Annotated in this window: 15 protein-coding genes; 9 read left to right on the forward strand and 6 right to left on the reverse strand. The window is 64.3% G+C overall.

The window, feature by feature from the left end; all coding sequences use genetic code 11:
• Positions 1-2: 2 nt before the first annotated feature.
• Together ACMGF8_RS04775 and thrS are read left to right on the forward strand one after the other, a co-directional pair.
• Positions 3-1,337, forward strand: coding sequence for a dihydroorotase (locus ACMGF8_RS04775; protein ID WP_250329695.1), 1,335 nt, complete (start codon positions 3-5; stop codon positions 1,335-1,337).
• Positions 1,338-1,367: 30 nt separating this feature from the next.
• Positions 1,368-3,257: a threonine--tRNA ligase gene (thrS, locus tag ACMGF8_RS04780; RefSeq protein ID WP_207166801.1), complete on the forward strand. Its 1,890-nt coding sequence runs from the start codon at positions 1,368-1,370 to the stop codon at positions 3,255-3,257.
• Between the two features lie 94 nt (positions 3,258-3,351).
• Here thrS and ACMGF8_RS04785 read toward each other — a convergent pair whose 3' ends face one another.
• Positions 3,352-3,876 carry a DUF3617 domain-containing protein gene (locus tag ACMGF8_RS04785; protein WP_102862392.1) on the reverse strand — a complete coding sequence of 175 codons (525 nt, stop codon included), beginning with the start codon at positions 3,874-3,876 and terminating at the stop codon, positions 3,352-3,354.
• Between the two features lie 132 nt (positions 3,877-4,008).
• Between ACMGF8_RS04785 and cls the strand changes: the two genes are divergently transcribed.
• Positions 4,009-5,448, forward strand: coding sequence for a cardiolipin synthase (gene cls / locus ACMGF8_RS04790; protein WP_102862393.1), 1,440 nt, complete (start codon positions 4,009-4,011; stop codon positions 5,446-5,448).
• Positions 5,449-5,484: 36 nt separating this feature from the next.
• Here the strand turns inward: cls and cfaB are convergent, their stop codons facing one another.
• The 4 genes from cfaB to ACMGF8_RS04810 form a co-directional block, all read right to left on the reverse strand.
• Positions 5,485-6,672: a C17 cyclopropane fatty acid synthase CfaB gene (cfaB, locus tag ACMGF8_RS04795; RefSeq protein WP_416758852.1), complete on the reverse strand. Its 1,188-nt coding sequence runs from the start codon at positions 6,670-6,672 to the stop codon at positions 5,485-5,487.
• A gap of 54 nt (positions 6,673-6,726) precedes the next feature.
• Positions 6,727-7,545 carry a DNA-binding domain-containing protein gene (locus tag ACMGF8_RS04800; RefSeq protein ID WP_207166802.1) on the reverse strand — a complete coding sequence of 273 codons (819 nt, stop codon included), beginning with the start codon at positions 7,543-7,545 and terminating at the stop codon, positions 6,727-6,729.
• On the reverse strand, positions 7,536-8,381 hold the full coding sequence (locus ACMGF8_RS04805) for a DUF692 domain-containing protein (RefSeq protein ID WP_102862396.1): 846 nt from the start codon (positions 8,379-8,381) through the stop codon (positions 7,536-7,538). Before ACMGF8_RS04805 ends, ACMGF8_RS04800 begins: the two co-directional genes overlap by 10 nt.
• A gap of 65 nt (positions 8,382-8,446) precedes the next feature.
• Positions 8,447-8,698: a hypothetical protein gene (locus ACMGF8_RS04810; protein ID WP_102862397.1), complete on the reverse strand. Its 252-nt coding sequence runs from the start codon at positions 8,696-8,698 to the stop codon at positions 8,447-8,449.
• A 646-nt stretch (positions 8,699-9,344) separates the two neighbouring features.
• Here ACMGF8_RS04810 and ACMGF8_RS04815 point away from each other — a divergent pair.
• The 6 genes from ACMGF8_RS04815 to ACMGF8_RS04840 are packed head-to-tail and all read left to right on the forward strand — an operon-like array spanning position 9,345 to position 15,094.
• Positions 9,345-9,968, forward strand: coding sequence for a CDP-alcohol phosphatidyltransferase family protein (locus ACMGF8_RS04815; protein ID WP_102862398.1), 624 nt, complete (start codon positions 9,345-9,347; stop codon positions 9,966-9,968).
• A 10-nt stretch (positions 9,969-9,978) separates the two neighbouring features.
• Positions 9,979-11,736 carry a bifunctional alpha/beta hydrolase/class I SAM-dependent methyltransferase gene (locus tag ACMGF8_RS04820; RefSeq protein WP_207166803.1) on the forward strand — a complete coding sequence of 586 codons (1,758 nt, stop codon included), beginning with the start codon at positions 9,979-9,981 and terminating at the stop codon, positions 11,734-11,736.
• Positions 11,736-13,082, forward strand: a complete 1,347-nt coding sequence (locus ACMGF8_RS04825; protein WP_102862536.1) for a phosphatase PAP2/dual specificity phosphatase family protein — start codon at positions 11,736-11,738, stop codon at positions 13,080-13,082. Before ACMGF8_RS04820 ends, ACMGF8_RS04825 begins: the two co-directional genes overlap by 1 nt.
• Positions 13,072-13,527 carry a hypothetical protein gene (locus tag ACMGF8_RS04830; protein WP_102862400.1) on the forward strand — a complete coding sequence of 152 codons (456 nt, stop codon included), beginning with the start codon at positions 13,072-13,074 and terminating at the stop codon, positions 13,525-13,527. Before ACMGF8_RS04825 ends, ACMGF8_RS04830 begins: the two co-directional genes overlap by 11 nt.
• A 9-nt stretch (positions 13,528-13,536) precedes the next feature.
• Entirely contained in the window at positions 13,537-14,160 is a 624-nt protein-coding gene (locus ACMGF8_RS04835) for a lysophospholipid acyltransferase family protein (protein ID WP_207166805.1), read from the forward strand.
• Between the two features lies 1 nt (position 14,161).
• Positions 14,162-15,094 carry a phosphatidate cytidylyltransferase gene (locus ACMGF8_RS04840; RefSeq protein WP_102862402.1) on the forward strand — a complete coding sequence of 311 codons (933 nt, stop codon included), beginning with the start codon at positions 14,162-14,164 and terminating at the stop codon, positions 15,092-15,094.
• A gap of 170 nt (positions 15,095-15,264) precedes the next feature.
• On the opposite strand, the gene ACMGF8_RS04845 is transcribed toward ACMGF8_RS04840, so the two are convergent.
• Positions 15,265-15,738, reverse strand: a complete 474-nt coding sequence (locus ACMGF8_RS04845; RefSeq protein WP_016966246.1) for an Lrp/AsnC family transcriptional regulator — start codon at positions 15,736-15,738, stop codon at positions 15,265-15,267.
• Between the last annotated feature and the right edge of the window lie 63 nt (positions 15,739-15,801).

Raw genomic sequence — 15,801 nt, forward strand, 5'->3', positions numbered from 1 at the left:
GCATGAGCCGAATCCTTATCCGCAATGCCCGCCTGGTGAACGAAGGACGGGAGTTCGACGCCGACCTGCTGGTCAATCATGGACGCATCGAGACCATCGGCAGCCTCGACCACCTCAGCGCCGAACTGGAAATCGACGCCCAGGGCCAATGGCTGCTGCCAGGGATGATCGACGACCAGGTGCACTTTCGCGATCCCGGCGCCCCGGAAAAAGGCAGCATCCATAGCGAGTCGCGCGCCGCAGTGGCCGGTGGCATCACCAGCTTCATGGACATGCCCAACACCTCGCCGGCGACCTTGACCCTGGCCGCCCTGGCCGACAAGAAACGCCGCGCAGCGGTCGCTTCAGTGGCCAACTACGGCTTTCACTTCGGTGTCAGCAACGACAACCTCGACACCGTCGCCGCCCTCGATCCCACCGAGGTCGCCGGGGTCAAGGTGTTCATGGGCGCCTCCACCGGCAACATGCTGGTGGACGATCCGCACGTGCTGGACCGGCTGTTTCGCCAGGTACCGACCCTCCTTCTGGCGCACTGCGAACACACCCCGAGCATCCAGCTCAAGCAACAACGCTGGCAGCAACTCTATGGCGAGCAGATTCCCGCTGCCGCTCACCCGCGCATTCGCGACGCCGAGGCCTGCTACCGCTCCTCGTCCCTGGCGGTGGAACTGGCGAAAAAACACGGCACCCGCCTGCACGTCCTGCACTTGACCTGCGCCCGGGAACTGGCCCTGTTCGAGGACCGGCCCCTGGCCGAAAAGCGCATCACCGCCGAAGTCTGCCTGCACCACCTGCTGTTCGATGACCGCGACTACTCGCGTCTTGGCCACCTGATCAAATGCAACCCGGCGATCAAGACCCAGGCCGATCGCGACGCCTTGCGTCAGGCCCTCAACAGCCACCGCCTGGACATCATCGGCAGTGACCACGCGCCCCACACCTGGGAGCAGAAACAGCAGCCCTACACCCGTGCGCCCGCCGGACTGCCTCTGGTGCAGCACGCCTTGCCGGCCTTGCTGGAACTGGTGGCGGACCAGGTCCTGCCCCTGACCACCCTGGTGGCCAAGACCAGCCACCGGGTAGCCGACCTGTTCGCCATCCCCGACCGTGGCTACCTGCGCGAAGGCTACTGGGCCGACTTGGTGCTGATCCGCGCCGAGCCCGAGGGCCTGGCTGTGGACCGCCAGCCAATTCTTGCCCAATGCGGCTGGACGCCGTTTGCCGGCCAACGCTTTCGCCATAGCGTCGCCACCACCCTGGTCTCGGGTCAGCTCGCCTGGCACCAGGGGCGTCTGTATGACCACTGTCAGGGCCTGCCCCTGCGCTTCATCCGCTAATCCCCCAAGCCTGACCAAGGACCACCGAAGATGATCCGCATCACCCTGCCTGATGGCGCGTGCCGTGAGTACGACCAGCCGTTGTCCGTGTTCGAAGTGGCCGCCAGCATTGGCAGCGGCCTGGCCAAAGCCGCCGTGGCCGGACGGGTCGATGGCCGGCTGGTGGACTGTGACTACCTGTTGGACACCGACACCCGCCTGAGCATCGTCACCGCGACCGATGCCGATGGCCTGGAAGTCCTGCGTCACTCCTGCGCCCACCTGCTGGCCATGGCGGTGAAGCAGCTGTATCCCTCGGCCCAAGTCACCATCGGCCCGGTGATCGAGGACGGCTTCTTCTACGACTTCGCCTATGAGCGCCCTTTCACCCCCGAGGATCTGGAACTGATCGAGGCGCGCATGCACAGCCTTGCCGCCACCAACCACACCTTGCGCCGCCGCGAGCTGTCCCGGGAGCAGGCGCTGCAACACTTCGCCGACCAGGGCGAGCACTACAAGGTCGAGCTGATCCGCGACCTGCCCCCGGAGGCCGTACTGTCGCTGTACCGCCAGGGTGATTTCGAAGACCTGTGCCGCGGCCCCCACGTGCGTACCACCGGCCAGTTGCGGGCCTTCAAGCTGACCAAGGTGGCCGGCGCCTATTGGCGCGGCGATGCCAGCAACGCGCCGTTGCAACGGATCTACGGCACCTGCTGGGCCACCCGCCAGGATCTGGACGCCTATCTGCTGCGTCAGGAACAGGCCGCCAAGCGCGACCACCGCAAGCTGGGCCAGCAACTGGACCTGTTCCACTTCGACGATTGCGCGCCGGGCTCAGTGTTCTGGCACGCCAAGGGCTGGACCCTGTTCAAGCTGTTGATCGGCTACATGCGCCAGCGCCAGGAACAGGCCGGCTACCAGGAAGTGAACACCCCGGACGTGATGGACCGCAGCCTCTGGGAAACCTCCGGGCACTGGCAGAACTACCGCGACCACATGTTCACCACCAGCACCGAGGACCAGCGCACCTTCGCCCTCAAGCCCATGAACTGCCCCGGCGCGGTGGCGATCTTCGGCCACGGCTTGAAGAGCTACCGCGACCTGCCCCTGCGCATCGCCGAATTCGGCAAGGTCCATCGCTATGAACCTTCAGGGGCACTGCACGGCTTGCTACGGGTCCGCCACTTCACCCAGGACGACGCCCACATCTTCTGCACCCCGGAACAGATGCAGGACGAATGCGCCCGCACCATCGCCCTGGTGTTCGACATCTATAAGGAGTTCGGTTTTGACGACGTGGCGGTAAAGCTCTCTACGCGCCCGGCCAACCGCATCGGCAGCGACGAGGTCTGGGATCAGCTGGAAAGCGCCCTGGTCGGCGCCCTGCAAAGCATGCAGATCGACTATCGGCTCAACCCGGGAGAAGGCGCCTTCTACGGTCCGAAACTGGAATTCGTGCTGCGCGACGCCATCGGCCGCGACTGGCAGTGCGGCACCCTGCAAGTGGATCTCAACCTCCCCGAGCGCTTCGCCATCAGCTACATCGCCGACAACGGCGAACGCCGGCAACCGGTGATGCTGCACCGCGCGCTGTTCGGCTCCCTGGAACGTTTCATCGGCATTCTCATCGAGCACTATGGCGGCGCCCTGCCCTTGTGGCTGGCGCCGCAGCAGGTGGTGGTGCTCAACATCAGCGAAGCTCAGGCGGACTATGCCTGGGAAATCAGCGAACGCCTACGCCGAGAGGGGCTGCGGTCCAGTGCCGACCTGCGCAACGAAAAGATCGGCTACAAGATCCGTGAGCACAGCCTGCAGAAAGTGCCCTACCTGCTGGTGATCGGGGACAAGGAGAAAGCCGGAGGCTACGTCAGCCTGCGCGGCAGAGATGGCGAGGATCTGGGACAGCTGACGCTGGAACAGGTAGTGGAACGGATGGGCTAGCCGGTGCCCGGGCCTGTCGGCGAAGGCCCTGGTCCAGGTGCCTGGAGGGCCGCTTCGCCGACAAGCGCAGCGGCCGTCACTGCTACAGGGTCGGTCAGGAGGCGCGGGGTTTGACCGTGCCGCAGTCCTGGCCCAGCCATACGGCACGGGTGTCCATGCTGCCCTTTTGCTGCAGGCCGGTGGCATTGAAGGTGCCGATCACGTTGGTGGTGAACTCGCGATCACTGATGAACTTGGCCACCCCGTTACCCTGAGCCTTGGGACAACTGAAGCGAAACTTCCATTGATTGCCATTGCGCTCGGTGACCTGCTGCTGGCAACCCGATTGCGGGTCCTGCAGCGGAATGGTGTCGGATTTCACCTGGTCCGGCGTCAAGCACACCCGAATACCCTTGCCGCCCATGGTCACGCCCTGTTTCTCCAGCATCGCCCGTTGTTCCGGGGTCATCTGTTGCTGCAACTGGCCAAGAATCAGCGACAAGTCCGGCAAGTTCTGGTCATCGACCTTCATGTTGCTGCTGGTCAGCTCCCACAAGCCCGGTTGCAGCATCTGCGCCTGCGCAGCCAATGGCAGCGCCAATCCCGCCGCCAAGGCCCAACCCAGTAAACGAAGTTTCATCGAATGACTCCTAGACAGTAGTGGCCGTTAGACTTCGGCCAAGGCACGGCGTTGCATGCAGAATAAAATAGCGACATTCGCTGTGGAACATGGTCTGTTAGGCATTGAATCTTCAGGAGCAAAGGTTGCCCCATGGATTATTTTGGCCCGCACCTCTTCGGCTATCTCATCGCACTGTTGCATTTTCTCGGGCTGATCGCCGCGATCCACGCGGTGCTCACCGTCAGGACCGCCCAAGGCGCCATTGCCTGGGCCCTGTCACTGATGTTCATGCCCTACCTGACCCTGATTCCCTACCTGGTGTTCGGCCGCAGCACCTTCGATGCCTACATCCAGGCCCGGCGCCAGGCCAACGTGGAAATGCACAAGGCCATCAATGAGCTGAACTGGCGGCCCTGGGTCGAAGAGGCGCTCACCGCCCGCGCCTCCCAGGCCTACGCCACGCTGCGGGCCATGCCCAAGCTGGGGCGCATGCCGTGCCTGGCCAACAATCAGGTGCGCCTGCTGGTCAACGGCGACGCCACCTTCGAAGCGATCTTCAATGCCATCCGCCGCTCCCACAAGGCGGTGCTGATCCAGTTCTTCATCATTCACGACGACGAGCTGGGCCGGCGCCTGCAACGCCTGCTGCTGGAAAAGGCCGCCGAAGGCGTCTCCATCCACTTGCTCTACGACCGCATCGGCAGCCATTCCCTGCCCGCCGCTTATGTGCAGACCCTGCGTGACGCCGGGGTCCAGGTGCATGCCTTCGCCACCCGCAGTGGCTGGCTCAACCGCTTCCAGGTGAACTTCCGCAATCACCGCAAGATTGTGGTGGTGGACGGCTTGCTGGGTTTTGTCGGCGGACACAACGTCGGTGACGAATACCTGGGCAAGAAACCGCCCCTGGCGCCCTGGCGCGATACCCACGTGCAGGTCAGCGGCCCGGTGGTGGCCTGCCTGCAGGAGTCCTTTGCCGAAGACTGGTTCTGGGCGGCCCGGGAACTGCCGCCGCTGATCCTTCCGGACACCTACCCGGATGACGGCGTGCTCTGCCAATTGCTCGCCAGCGGCCCCGCCGATGCCTACGAAACATGCTCGCTGTTCTTCGTCGAGGCGATCCATGCCGCTACCGAACGGGTATGGATCACCAGCCCGTATTTCATTCCCGATGAAGCGGTCTTCGCCGCCCTGCGCCTGGCCGTGTTGCGGGATGTGGACGTACGCATCCTGCTGCCCTCGCGCCCGGACCATCGCATCGTCTACGCCGCCTCCAGCCTCTACGCCTTCGAGGCGGTGCGCGCCGGGGTCCGGGTCTTCCGTTATCAGCCAGGGTTCCTGCATCAAAAGGTGGTGTTAATCGACAACGAGATCAGCGCCATTGGCAGCGCCAACCTGGACAACCGTTCGTTCCGCTTGAATTTCGAAGTGATGCTGCTGACCGTGGACGACGACTTCGCCACCGAGGTGGAGCAGATGCTGGACGCCGACTTCGCCAAGGCCCGGGAAATCGCCCGGGAAGAAAGCCGCCAGACTCACCGCCTGCAACAACTGGGCATGCGGGTCGCGCGGCTGATTTCACCGATCCTCTAGGAAGCCACTCAAGGTCTGCAGCAAACGCTGCCGGGCCTAGGGGTAATAGAGGTCGTCCCGGGTCCAGGGCAACTCATGACTGCCATCGGCATGGGTCTTGACCGCGAGGATCTGGTGCAGATTGATCCAGCCCTTGGCAAACGCATAGGCGCAACCCGCCAGGTACAGCCGCCAGATCCGTAGCGCTTGCGGCGGCACCTGCTGGCCGGCCGCCTCCAGGTTGTCTTCCAGGCGCTCGCTCCAGTGATCCAGGGTGCGGGCGTAATGCAGGCGCAGGCTTTCGACATCGACGATTTCCAGCCCGGACTCGCTGATTTGCGCCGAGATCATCGCCAGGTGCGGCAGCTCGCCATTGGGGAATACATACCGCTCGATGAAATCCCCGGCGCCCCGGCCCACGGGACGTCCGTCGGTGTGCTTGGCGGTGATGCCGTGGTTCATCACCAGGCCGCCCTCGCGCACCGCGTTGAACAGGGTCCGGCAGTATTCCGGCAGATTGGCATGGCCCACATGTTCGAACATGCCGACGCTCACCACCTTGTCGAAGCGGCCATCCTGAGGCAGGTCGCGATAGTCCAGCAGCTGCAGCTCCACCAGATCGTCCAGGCCTTCGGCACTGACCCGTTCACGGGCCAGGGCCAGTTGCTCCTTGCTCAAGGTGATGCCAAAGACCTTGGCGCCGAACTCGCGGGCAGCGTAACGGGCCAGCCCGCCCCAACCGCAACCGACATCCAGCAGGTAATCCCCCGGTTGCAGGCGCAGCTTGCGGCACAGGTGGCGGAATTTGGCTTGCTGGGCCTGCTCCAGGGACTCGCTGCCGGTCTCGAAGTAGGCGCAGGAATAGGCCATGTCACTGTCGAGCCAGAGCTGATAGAAGGCGTTGGAAAGGTCGTAATGGTAGGAAATGGCCGCCGCGTCCGTGGCCTTGTCGTGCTGTGTGCGCACCGGCTGATCGTCGTCATCCTCGTCCAGCAAGGCCTGGCTCAGCTCATCGCACACCCGGATGACTTCACTGATGGAGCCTTCGAGTTCCAGCTTGCCCTCGACAAAGGCGCCCCCCAGTGCGTCCAGGCTGGGATGGGTAAATTGCGCAACCAGCTGCGGGTCCTTGACCACGATGGTGACGCTGGGCTCCGGCCCAAGATTGAATTCATGGCCATCCCAGAGCCGCAGGCGCAAGGGTAATTGCAGATTCTGTAAGGCCGGTGGAAGTTGCGCGAGCATGAAAAATCCCCCTTGTTTCAGACGTCTGAAATGAGGGTAGACCATCTTGGGAAATTAGCTGGCTATCGAATTTCCAGCCGTTTTCCAGGACTCGCGGCGTACCACCAGGCCATCTTCGACCCACTGTTTGAGCCAGGTAGCAGCCTGCAACGGGGCCCCCTCAAGGTAAGTGACGGCCAGCTCGGCACAGAGTTCCGCGAAACTCCACTGCGCCTCGATCATGCCTCGCAACCCTTGGGCTTCTGCTGACGACAAGCTGCGATAGCGGCAGACCCGATCCACCCGCCATACCAGGCAAGGCTGCTCTTGTTCGAGTAAAGCACTTTCGGGGAAATCCGCCTGATCCTTGACCGCGCGCCACTGGGCGACGCTGTTGTAGCGGCAGTCCAGCCACTGCACACAAGGCGCCAGTTGCAGTTGCAGCAACGGCCACTCTTCGGCGTCCAGGGCCGCCATGTCCGCCACCGTCAGCACCTGGGCCTCGGCGGCGTCGAAGGCCAGGGTGAACGCCCACTCCAGGCGCGCCAGTTCCGCCAGGGGCAGGCCCTGCTCCGGCACCAGATGGCCCCGGATGAACTCGGCGAAGCCCTGCCCCAACCAGCGCAGGCTGAAATGCAGGGAGGGCGATTGGCGTATATACGCGCCGGCCAGTGACGCGAACTCCTCATCGCCGAGCCACTGCAGGATCGTCGGAAAGTCCGCCACCATGACTTCCAGCAGCCGCGCCTGGTAGGCGTTGTGGTAAATCGCCAGACCGGTGGCGACATTCAGGGTCGGTCCGCCGATCAGGCTGTTGCCCAGCAGGCTGTCCGCCTGGGACTGCTCGGCCAGCAGGTAGCGTTCAAAGGCCAGTTGCCATTCGTTCAGGCGCATTCAAGCCTCCCGGACAGCGCCCGTTGCCCCAGCGCGCGAGCCTTGTGCAGTTCGCCGAGCAGTTCGCTCAACGGCGGAAAATGATCGTCACGCTCCAGCAGGGTCGCGACCGGTCCAAGGTGTTGCAGGGTGCGCTGATACAGCGCCCAGACCGGATCGCACACCGGCTGGTCATGGGTGTCGATCACGTAGTCGCCATGATCCTGATGCCCGGCCAGATGCAATTGCCGCACCCGTTGCGCCGGCAGCCCCTGGATGAACTGCCAGGGATCGAAACCGTGATTGCGTGAACTGACGTAGACGTTGTTCACGTCCAGCAGCAGCTCGCAGCCACTGAGCTGGCTCAAGGCGGCCAGAAACTCCCACTCGCTGAACTGATCGGCGGCGGCGCGCACATAGCTGGAGACGTTCTCCAGCACCAGGGGACGCTCCAGCACCTCCTGCACCTGGCGCACCCGGCCCGCCACGTATTCCAGGCTTTCCTCGGTATAGGGCAAGGGCAGCAGATCGTGCAGTTGATGAGCGTTGCCGCGGCTCCAGCACAGGTGATCGGAAATCCAGGCCGGCTCAACCCGCCGGGCCAGTTGCTTGAGTTGCTTGAGGTAGTCCAGGTCCAGGGCATGGGGACCGCCAATGGACAACGACACCCCATGCATCACGATGGGGTAACGCTCGGCAATGGCGTCCAGGTAATAGAGAGCCTTGCCGCCCTCGACCATGAAGTTCTCGGACACCACTTCAAACCAGTCGACGTCCGGTGCTTCATCGAGAATCTGCTGGTAGTAGGCGCTGCGCAAACCCAGGCCATAGCCCAGGCAGGAAGAAAGGTCAGACATAGCGAACTCCTCGCAAGGTGGCCGCAGTGGTCGTCAGTCCCACTGCGGCTGCACGGATTCGCCGCTTACTCGCCGACTTTGCCGCCGGCTTTTTCGCACTCCGACTGGGTCATGGCCTTGAAGCCCTGGCCTTTGCAAGCGCCCATGCCTTTGCAGGCGTGGTCTTTGGTCTTGCAGTCGTTCTGGCCTTTGCAGCCGTTGACGCCATAACAATGAACCTGGGCATCAGCTGCCGACGCCTGAGTGGCAACACCGGCAAACAGGGTGGCGGCAGCGAAAGCCAGGGCAGCACCAGCAGCGGTTTTCTTCATGTTCATTTTTTGTTCCTCAATAATCGCAGGGGACGACGGGAGGCGTGTGCAATCCCGTCATAGCACTAGAGAGAGGAAGCCCCCCGGCGTTACAGCCGGGATGAAAATATTCTGCGCGGCGGCCTTGCGGTGGGAATCCACGGGCTACCCAGTTCATGTGTTCCACGTGGAACCTTACTCATGACCGCGACCCGGATGCTTTGCTCGGCAGGCTCGGCGGACCATCCACCAGTACCCGGAATTGCGCGCCGATCAATACTGCCAGGCGCGCCGGCGCTGCGGATAACGCTGGGGCAATGCGTTGCTGTATTAGCCATCGAGTGAATTTTTTGTCGCACGCCATGCCTTTTCAGCTACGGCGTGCGTCGTAGTCTCTATACGAAAAGTTTTGAGACGAAGGTCAGGCAAAGCGAAAACGATCGAGGAACGGCCTGAGTCGCGTTCGACTTTACGGGGTGTAAATGAGCATCCCGATCAGACTCGCGCACGAGACCGTTTTCAACACAGCATCGCCGAGTATCCAGGCTTTCCGTACAGAGACTAGACACAACTGGCAGCCAGTTGCTCAAGCAGAAACTTCTGATGTCAGCCCCTGGCATTTAAGGCAATAATCCAGCCCTGCTCACCGCGTGCGACAAGGAACCGTCCCATCATGCTCTCGATTTACCAGCTCAAACCGCGCTTTCAGAACTTGCTGCGGCCGTTGGTGCAGCGCCTGTACGACAACGGCACCACGGCCAACCAGATCACCGTCCTGGCCGCCGTCGTCTCACTCCTGGTCGGCACCGTCATCGCCCTGTTCGCCAGCCACACCTGGCTGTTCGCCCTGATTCCGCTGTGGATGATCCTGCGCATGGCGCTCAATGCCATCGACGGCATGCTGGCCCGGGAATTCGGCCAGCAATCGCGCCTGGGCGCCTACCTCAATGAACTGTGCGACGTGGTCGCCGACAGCGCCCTGATCCTGCCCTTCGCCCTGCTCCCGGGCGTCAGCCTGCTGCTGGTGCTGGCCGTGACCCTATTGGCGCTGTTCAGCGAATACGCCGGAGTGCTCGGGCCGATGGTCGGCGCCTCACGGCGCTACGACGGGCCCATGGGCAAAAGCGACCGCGCCTTCATCCTCGGCGTGCTGGCCACCGGCATCGCCCTGGGCTGGCTCGGCGCCCTGTGGATCAACGGCGTGTTGGCACTGGTCGCCGCTTTGCTGGTCTACACCCTGATCAATCGGGTCCGCCAGGGCCTCAAAGAAGTTCAGCACAACGCTCCCTCTGCATAAGGAAATGGTAATGCGCGACGCTCAACACCAGACGTTCCGGACCCATGACGGCGTCGAACTGTTTTACCGCCACTGGCCGGCCACTGAAGTGGCCCCCGGCGAACCGCGGCAGGCGGTGATGCTGTTTCATCGCGGTCACGAACACTCCGGGCGCATTGCCCATCTGGTGGACGAGCTGAACCTGCCGCAGGTCGACTTCTTCGCCTGGGACGCCCGTGGCCACGGCCAATCGCCGGGGGCCCGGGGCGACAGCCCGAGCTTCGCCACCAGCGTGCGCGACGTGCAGACCTTCTGCGACCACCTGGGCAGCGCCCACGGCATCGATGAAGAAAACATCGCCGTGGTGGCCCAGAGCGTCGGTGCGGTGATCGCCTCCACCTGGGTCCACGACTACGCCCCACGGATTCGCTCCCTGGTGCTGGCCTCGCCGGCGTTCAAGGTCAAGCTGTACGTGCCTTTCGCCCGCCCCGGCCTGGCCCTGATGCGGCGCTTTCGCGGCAACTTCTTCGTCAACAGCTACGTCAAGGCGCGCTTCTTGAGCCACGACCCGGAACGGGTCCACAGCTACGATGCCGACCCGCTGATCACCAAGGCGATCTCGGTCAACGTGCTGCTGGGCCTGTATGAAGCAGCCGACCGGGTGGTGGCCGATGCCCAGGCCATTCAGGTGCCGACCCAACTGCTGATCTCCGGCTCGGACTTCGTGGTGCACCGCAAGCCCCAGGAGCAGTTCTTCGAACGCCTGGGCAGCCTGCACAAGGAAAAACACATCCTCCCGGGCTTCTTCCACGACACCCTGGGAGAAAAGAACCGCGCGCCGGCCATGGCCAGCATCCGCCGCTTCATCCTGCAGAACTTCGCCCGCCCGCTGAACCGCCCTGCCCTGCTGGACGCCGACCGCCTGGGCGTGACCTGCGCCGAATCTGAAGCCCTGGCCGCGCCGCTGCCGCACAACTCCCTGCGCGACCTGTACTGGCGCGCGACCCGCGCCAGCATGCGCCTGGGCAGCCAGCTGTCGGCGGGGGTCAAGCTGGGCTTCGACACCGGCTTCGACTCCGGCAGCACCCTGGACTACGTCTACCGCAACCAGCCCACCGGGCATTCCGCCCTGGGCCGGCTGATCGACCAGAACTACCTGAACTCCATCGGCTGGCGCGGCATTCGCCAGCGCAAGCTGCACGTGGAGGAGCTGCTGCGCCTGGCCATGGAAAAGCTCCGTGAGCAGGACAGCGAAGTGCGCATCGTCGACATCGCCGCCGGCCACGGCCGCTACATCCTCGAAGCCCTGCAAGGGGTCAGCCCGCTGCCGGAATCGATCCTGCTGCGCGACTACAGCGACATCAACGTGCGCGACGGCAGTGCCCTGATCCAGGAAAAGGGCCTGGGTGACATCGCGCGCTTCGTCAAAGGCAACGCCTTCGATCGCGAGGACCTGGCGGCCCTCGATCCCAAGCCGACCCTGGCGGTGGTCTCCGGGCTCTATGAACTGTTCGCCGACAACCAGATGGTCGGCGGTTCCCTGGCGGGGCTGGCCAGCGCCGTGGAACCCGGCGGCTACCTGGTGTACACCGGCCAGCCGTGGCACCCGCAACTGGAACTGATCGCCCGCGCCCTGACCAGCCACCGCGAAGGCCAAGCCTGGGTCATGCGCCGCCGCACCCAGGCGGAAATGGATCAGTTGGTGGAAGCCGCAGGCTTTCGCAAGATCACCATGCGCGTGGATGAGTGGGGGATCTTCAGCGTGTCCCTGGCGCAACGGGTGCAATGATGAGCGCAGGCGCCTTGCCGGCGCGGGAGCCGGGCCTGCTGAAACCGGCGGTGCTCTGGCTGCTGCTCTTGGCACCGCTGTTCTTCAGCACCTACGGCTTCGCCACCTGGGTCACGGCCCAGCGCGACGACGTCGGCAGTCTGGTCTTCGACTGGGAGCGGCATATGCCGTTCTGGGCCTGGACCATCGTGCCCTACTGGTCCATCGACCTGCTCTACGGCTTCTCCCTGCTGCTGCCGCGCAGCCGGGACGAGCTCAAGCGCCACGCCCTGCGCCTGCTCACCGCCCAGGTGATCGCGGTCAGTTGCTTCCTGCTCTGGCCGCTGCGTTTCACCTTTGCCCGGCCAGAGCTGGACGGGGTCTTCGGCTGGCTGTTCGAGGTGCTGGCCGGCTTCGACAAGCCCTTCAACCAGGCCCCTTCCCTGCACATCGCGCTGCTGGTGGTGCTGTGGGTCTGCTACGCCCGGCATAGCCAGGGCTTCTGGCGCTGGCTGGTGCATGGCTGGTTCGGCTTGATCGGGGTGTCGGTGCTCACCACTTATCAACACCACTTTGTCGATGTGCCTACCGGCGCCCTGGCCGGCTGGCTGTGCGTCTGGCTGTGGCCGCTGGATCGCCCCAGCCCGCTGTTCAGCGCACAACGGACCCAAGACCCGCGGCGCCGCCAACTGGCCTGGCGCTACGCCCTGGGCGCGGCGCTATTGGCGGTGGCCGCCTTCACCTGGGGCGGCACCGGGCTGTGGTTGATCTGGCCCGCCGTGGCGCTGTTGCTGGTGGCCCTGAACTACGCGCTGCTCGGCGCCGCAGGGTTCCAGAAACGCGAGGACGGACGCCTGAGCCCCGCCGCCCGCTGGTTGCTGGCGCCCTATCTGGCAGCGGCCTGGATCAACTCGCGGCTGTGGACAAAAAAACATCCACAGCCGGATCAAGTTGTGGATAACGTCTGGCTCGGCCGCCTGCCGACTCCGGCGGAGCTCAAGGACAGCCCCTTTGTCGCGGTGCTCGACCTGTGCGCCGAGCTGTCCCTGGACCGCCGTGGCTTGCAGGCCTACCAGAGCCTGCCGGTACTGGACCTGTGTGCCCTCAGCCCCGAGCAGTGCCTGGCTGCGGCGCAAGCCGTTGAACGCCTGCGCCAGCAAGGCCCGCTGCTGGTGTGCTGCGCCCTGGGCTATTCCCGCAGTGCCACGGCGATTGCCGCCTGGCTGCTGCACAGCGGCCGCGCCGCCACCGTGGACGCGGCCATCGTGCAGATCCAGCGGGCACGCCCGCAGATCGTCCTGCAAGCGGCCCATCGGCAGGCGCTGGAAACCCTGATCAGTAGCAAGAGAGCGGCCCATGTCCAGTGAGATGCAGCTCTACAGCGTCGCCAGCCTGCTGCGCCGGGGCCGGGCCCTGGATCAGTTATCCACAGGCCTGACCCTACTGGGCGCCCTGTATGGCCTGGGCCAGTACCTGCTGGCCAGTGTCAGCCTGGGAGGCCTGATCGTCAGCCTCGCCCTGGTGCTGCTGGGGCTGGTGGAAAAGTACCTGGCGCTGCGCGTGGCCTTCGACGCCGACCTGTTTCAGCGCGTGGCCGATAGTCCCGCGTCCCTCGAACACAGCACCCAGGCCCTGGATCAGGCCCTGGGCGCCCTCGGCCTGCAGCCTGTGGAAAAAGGCGGCCGGCCCTGGGACCAACGCAGCCGCGGAGCCCTTGGCCTGCTGCGCCGCCAGGCGTTGCTGCTGGCGGCACAAGTGCTGGTGCTGTTGAGCTTGATCCTGGCCAGCCCCTGGCTGACCTTCGCCGGATAAGGAATGCCCATGTTCGAACCCCTGGTTGCCAACCTCATCACCTCCGCCGCCCGCAGCATCACTGGCGCCCGCAGCCTGTGGCTCGGCTCCGCGCCGCGGCCGGTGCAGCGGATCTACTTCGCCAACCACAGCAGCCACGGCGACTTTGTGCTGCTCTGGGCCTCTCTGCCGCCGGCCCTGCGCAAACTGACCCGGCCCGTGGCCGGTGCCGACTACTGGCACAAAAGCCCCCTGCGCCGCTACATCATCAACCGGGTGTTCAACGGCGTGCTGATCGACCGCGAGCGCAAGGAGGCTGTGGATAACAATCCCATGCAGCCGATGCTCGATGCCCTGGACAACGGCGACTCGCTGATCATCTTTCCGGAGGGCACGCGCAACCTGGAAGACGGCCTGCTGCCGTTCAAGAGCGGGATCTACCACCTGGCCAAACGTTATCCACAGGTAGAGGTGATTCCGGTGTGGATCGCCAACCTCAACCGGGTCATGCCCAAGGGCCGCTTCCTGCCCCTGCCCCTGCTGTGCACCACCAGCTTCGGTGCGCCACTGACCCTGGAAGAGGATGAAAGCAAGGAACACTTCCTCGAACGCAGCCGCGCCGCGCTGCTGGCCCTGGCCCCGGAGCACAGCTGACATGGATAAGCAGACCCTGATGTTGTTCGGTGGCATCGGCGCCATTCTGGTGCTGGCCTCGCTGATCGGTTTCATCCTCAAGTGGCGCACCCGCGGCACACCCAACCCGGTGATCGACAACCTCAATGCGCGGATCAATGCCTGGTGGGTGATGGTGCTGGTGATCGGCATCGCCTTCTGGCTCGGCACGGCGGCGGTGATCCTGCTGTTCTACGCGGTGTCGTTCTACGCCCTGCGCGAATTCCTCACCCTGACCCCGACCCGGCGCAGCGATTACCCGGCCCTGGTGGCGGCCTTCTATCTGGCCCTGCCCCTGCAGTACCTGCTGATCTACTCCGACTGGTACGGATTGTTCTCGATCTTCATCCCGGTCTACGTGTTCCTGCTGCTGCCAATCCTGGCGTCCCTGGGGGGCGACAGCACGCACTTTCTGGAACGCGCCTCCAAGGTTCAGTGGGGGCTGATGATCGCGGTGTTCTGCGTGTCCTTCGTGCCGGCCCTGCTGACCCTGGACATCGCCGGCTACGAAGGCCGCAACCTGCTGCTGATCGCCTATCTGGTGATCGTGGTGCAGCTCTCGGATGTGCTGCAGTACGTCTGTGGAAAACTCTTCGGCAAGCGCAAGATCGCCCCCAACCTGTCGCCGTCCAAGACCGTCGAGGGCTTTGTCGGTGGCATCCTCCTGGCGTCCTTGATCGGCGGCGCGCTGTTCTGGATCACCCCGTTCAATGTCTGGCAGTCGTTCCTGATCGCCCTGCTGATCAACCTGCTGGGCTTTGCCGGCGGCATCGTCATGTCGGCGATCAAGCGCGACCGCGGGGTCAAGGACTGGGGCCACATGATCGAAGGCCACGGCGGCATGCTCGATCGCCTGGACTCGGTGTGCTTCGCTGCACCGATCTTCTTCCACCTGGTGCGCTACTGGTGGACCTGAGCCCTTGCTCGCGCTGGGCTGCAACGCGGCCCCAGGCCCGGCCAACGCAAAGTACCTGACACCCCGCGTAGCCAGATTCTGCGGCCGCTGCGCGACCGAGCGGGAGCAAGCTCCCTCGCCACAGTAGCTAGAGCAAGCCGGTGAGGCGCTGACCCGGCTGGCCAGGGTCATCAGCCGGGCAAGTGCCCCAATGGCAGGGGCCCCGGGGTTTTCACCGTGTGAATGGCGAAGTTGCTGCGGATGTCGCTGACCCCGGGGATCTTCAGCAGGCAGCCGGTGAGAAACCGGTCGTAACCGCGCAGGTCCGGGACCACCACCTGCAGCAGGAAGTCCGACTCGCCGGACACCAGGAACGCCGAGATCACCTCCGGCAACTGCAACACCGCCTGGCGGAAGGCTTCGGCCTCGGCGTCGTTGTGCCGCTCCACCTTGACCCCGACGAACACCGTCAGCCCCAGCCCCACTTCATCCCGGTCCAGGGTCGCCTGGTAACCACGGATCACCCCCGCCTCCTCCAGCATGCGCACCCGACGTAAACAGGGTGACGGCGACAGGCCGATCTCCTCGGCCAGTTGCACATTGCTCAGGCGGCCGTCGCGCTGCAGGGCAGCAAGGATCTTGCGGTCGTAGGCATCGAGTTTCATGTTTGGCATATCCGGATGGCCGCTCCATTGAAAGCTGGAAGATTATGCCAATTTTCACCGTCT

Origin of the sequence: Pseudomonas sp. BNK-7 (assembly GCF_048072025.1) — a bacterium.
Classification (GTDB): domain Bacteria; phylum Pseudomonadota; class Gammaproteobacteria; order Pseudomonadales; family Pseudomonadaceae; genus Aquipseudomonas; species Aquipseudomonas danubii.

What these genes read in the sequence shown, in the direction of transcription:
- ACMGF8_RS04775 (WP_250329695.1), top strand. Translation starts at nt 3, where the DNA reads ATGAGCCGAATCCTTATCCGCAATGCCCGCCTGGTGAACGAAGGACGG.
- thrS (WP_207166801.1), top strand. Translation starts at nt 1,368, where the DNA reads ATGATCCGCATCACCCTGCCTGATGGCGCGTGCCGTGAGTACGACCAG.
- ACMGF8_RS04785 (WP_102862392.1), bottom strand. Translation starts at nt 3,876, where the DNA reads ATGAAACTTCGTTTACTGGGTTGGGCCTTGGCGGCGGGATTGGCGCTG.
- cls (WP_102862393.1), top strand. Translation starts at nt 4,009, where the DNA reads ATGGATTATTTTGGCCCGCACCTCTTCGGCTATCTCATCGCACTGTTG.
- cfaB (WP_416758852.1), bottom strand. Translation starts at nt 6,672, where the DNA reads ATGCTCGCGCAACTTCCACCGGCCTTACAGAATCTGCAATTACCCTTG.
- ACMGF8_RS04800 (WP_207166802.1), bottom strand. Translation starts at nt 7,545, where the DNA reads ATGCGCCTGAACGAATGGCAACTGGCCTTTGAACGCTACCTGCTGGCC.
- ACMGF8_RS04805 (WP_102862396.1), bottom strand. Translation starts at nt 8,381, where the DNA reads ATGTCTGACCTTTCTTCCTGCCTGGGCTATGGCCTGGGTTTGCGCAGC.
- ACMGF8_RS04810 (WP_102862397.1), bottom strand. Translation starts at nt 8,698, where the DNA reads ATGAACATGAAGAAAACCGCTGCTGGTGCTGCCCTGGCTTTCGCTGCC.
- ACMGF8_RS04815 (WP_102862398.1), top strand. Translation starts at nt 9,345, where the DNA reads ATGCTCTCGATTTACCAGCTCAAACCGCGCTTTCAGAACTTGCTGCGG.
- ACMGF8_RS04820 (WP_207166803.1), top strand. Translation starts at nt 9,979, where the DNA reads ATGCGCGACGCTCAACACCAGACGTTCCGGACCCATGACGGCGTCGAA.
- ACMGF8_RS04825 (WP_102862536.1), top strand. Translation starts at nt 11,736, where the DNA reads ATGAGCGCAGGCGCCTTGCCGGCGCGGGAGCCGGGCCTGCTGAAACCG.
- ACMGF8_RS04830 (WP_102862400.1), top strand. Translation starts at nt 13,072, where the DNA reads ATGTCCAGTGAGATGCAGCTCTACAGCGTCGCCAGCCTGCTGCGCCGG.
- ACMGF8_RS04835 (WP_207166805.1), top strand. Translation starts at nt 13,537, where the DNA reads ATGTTCGAACCCCTGGTTGCCAACCTCATCACCTCCGCCGCCCGCAGC.
- ACMGF8_RS04840 (WP_102862402.1), top strand. Translation starts at nt 14,162, where the DNA reads ATGGATAAGCAGACCCTGATGTTGTTCGGTGGCATCGGCGCCATTCTG.
- ACMGF8_RS04845 (WP_016966246.1), bottom strand. Translation starts at nt 15,738, where the DNA reads ATGAAACTCGATGCCTACGACCGCAAGATCCTTGCTGCCCTGCAGCGC.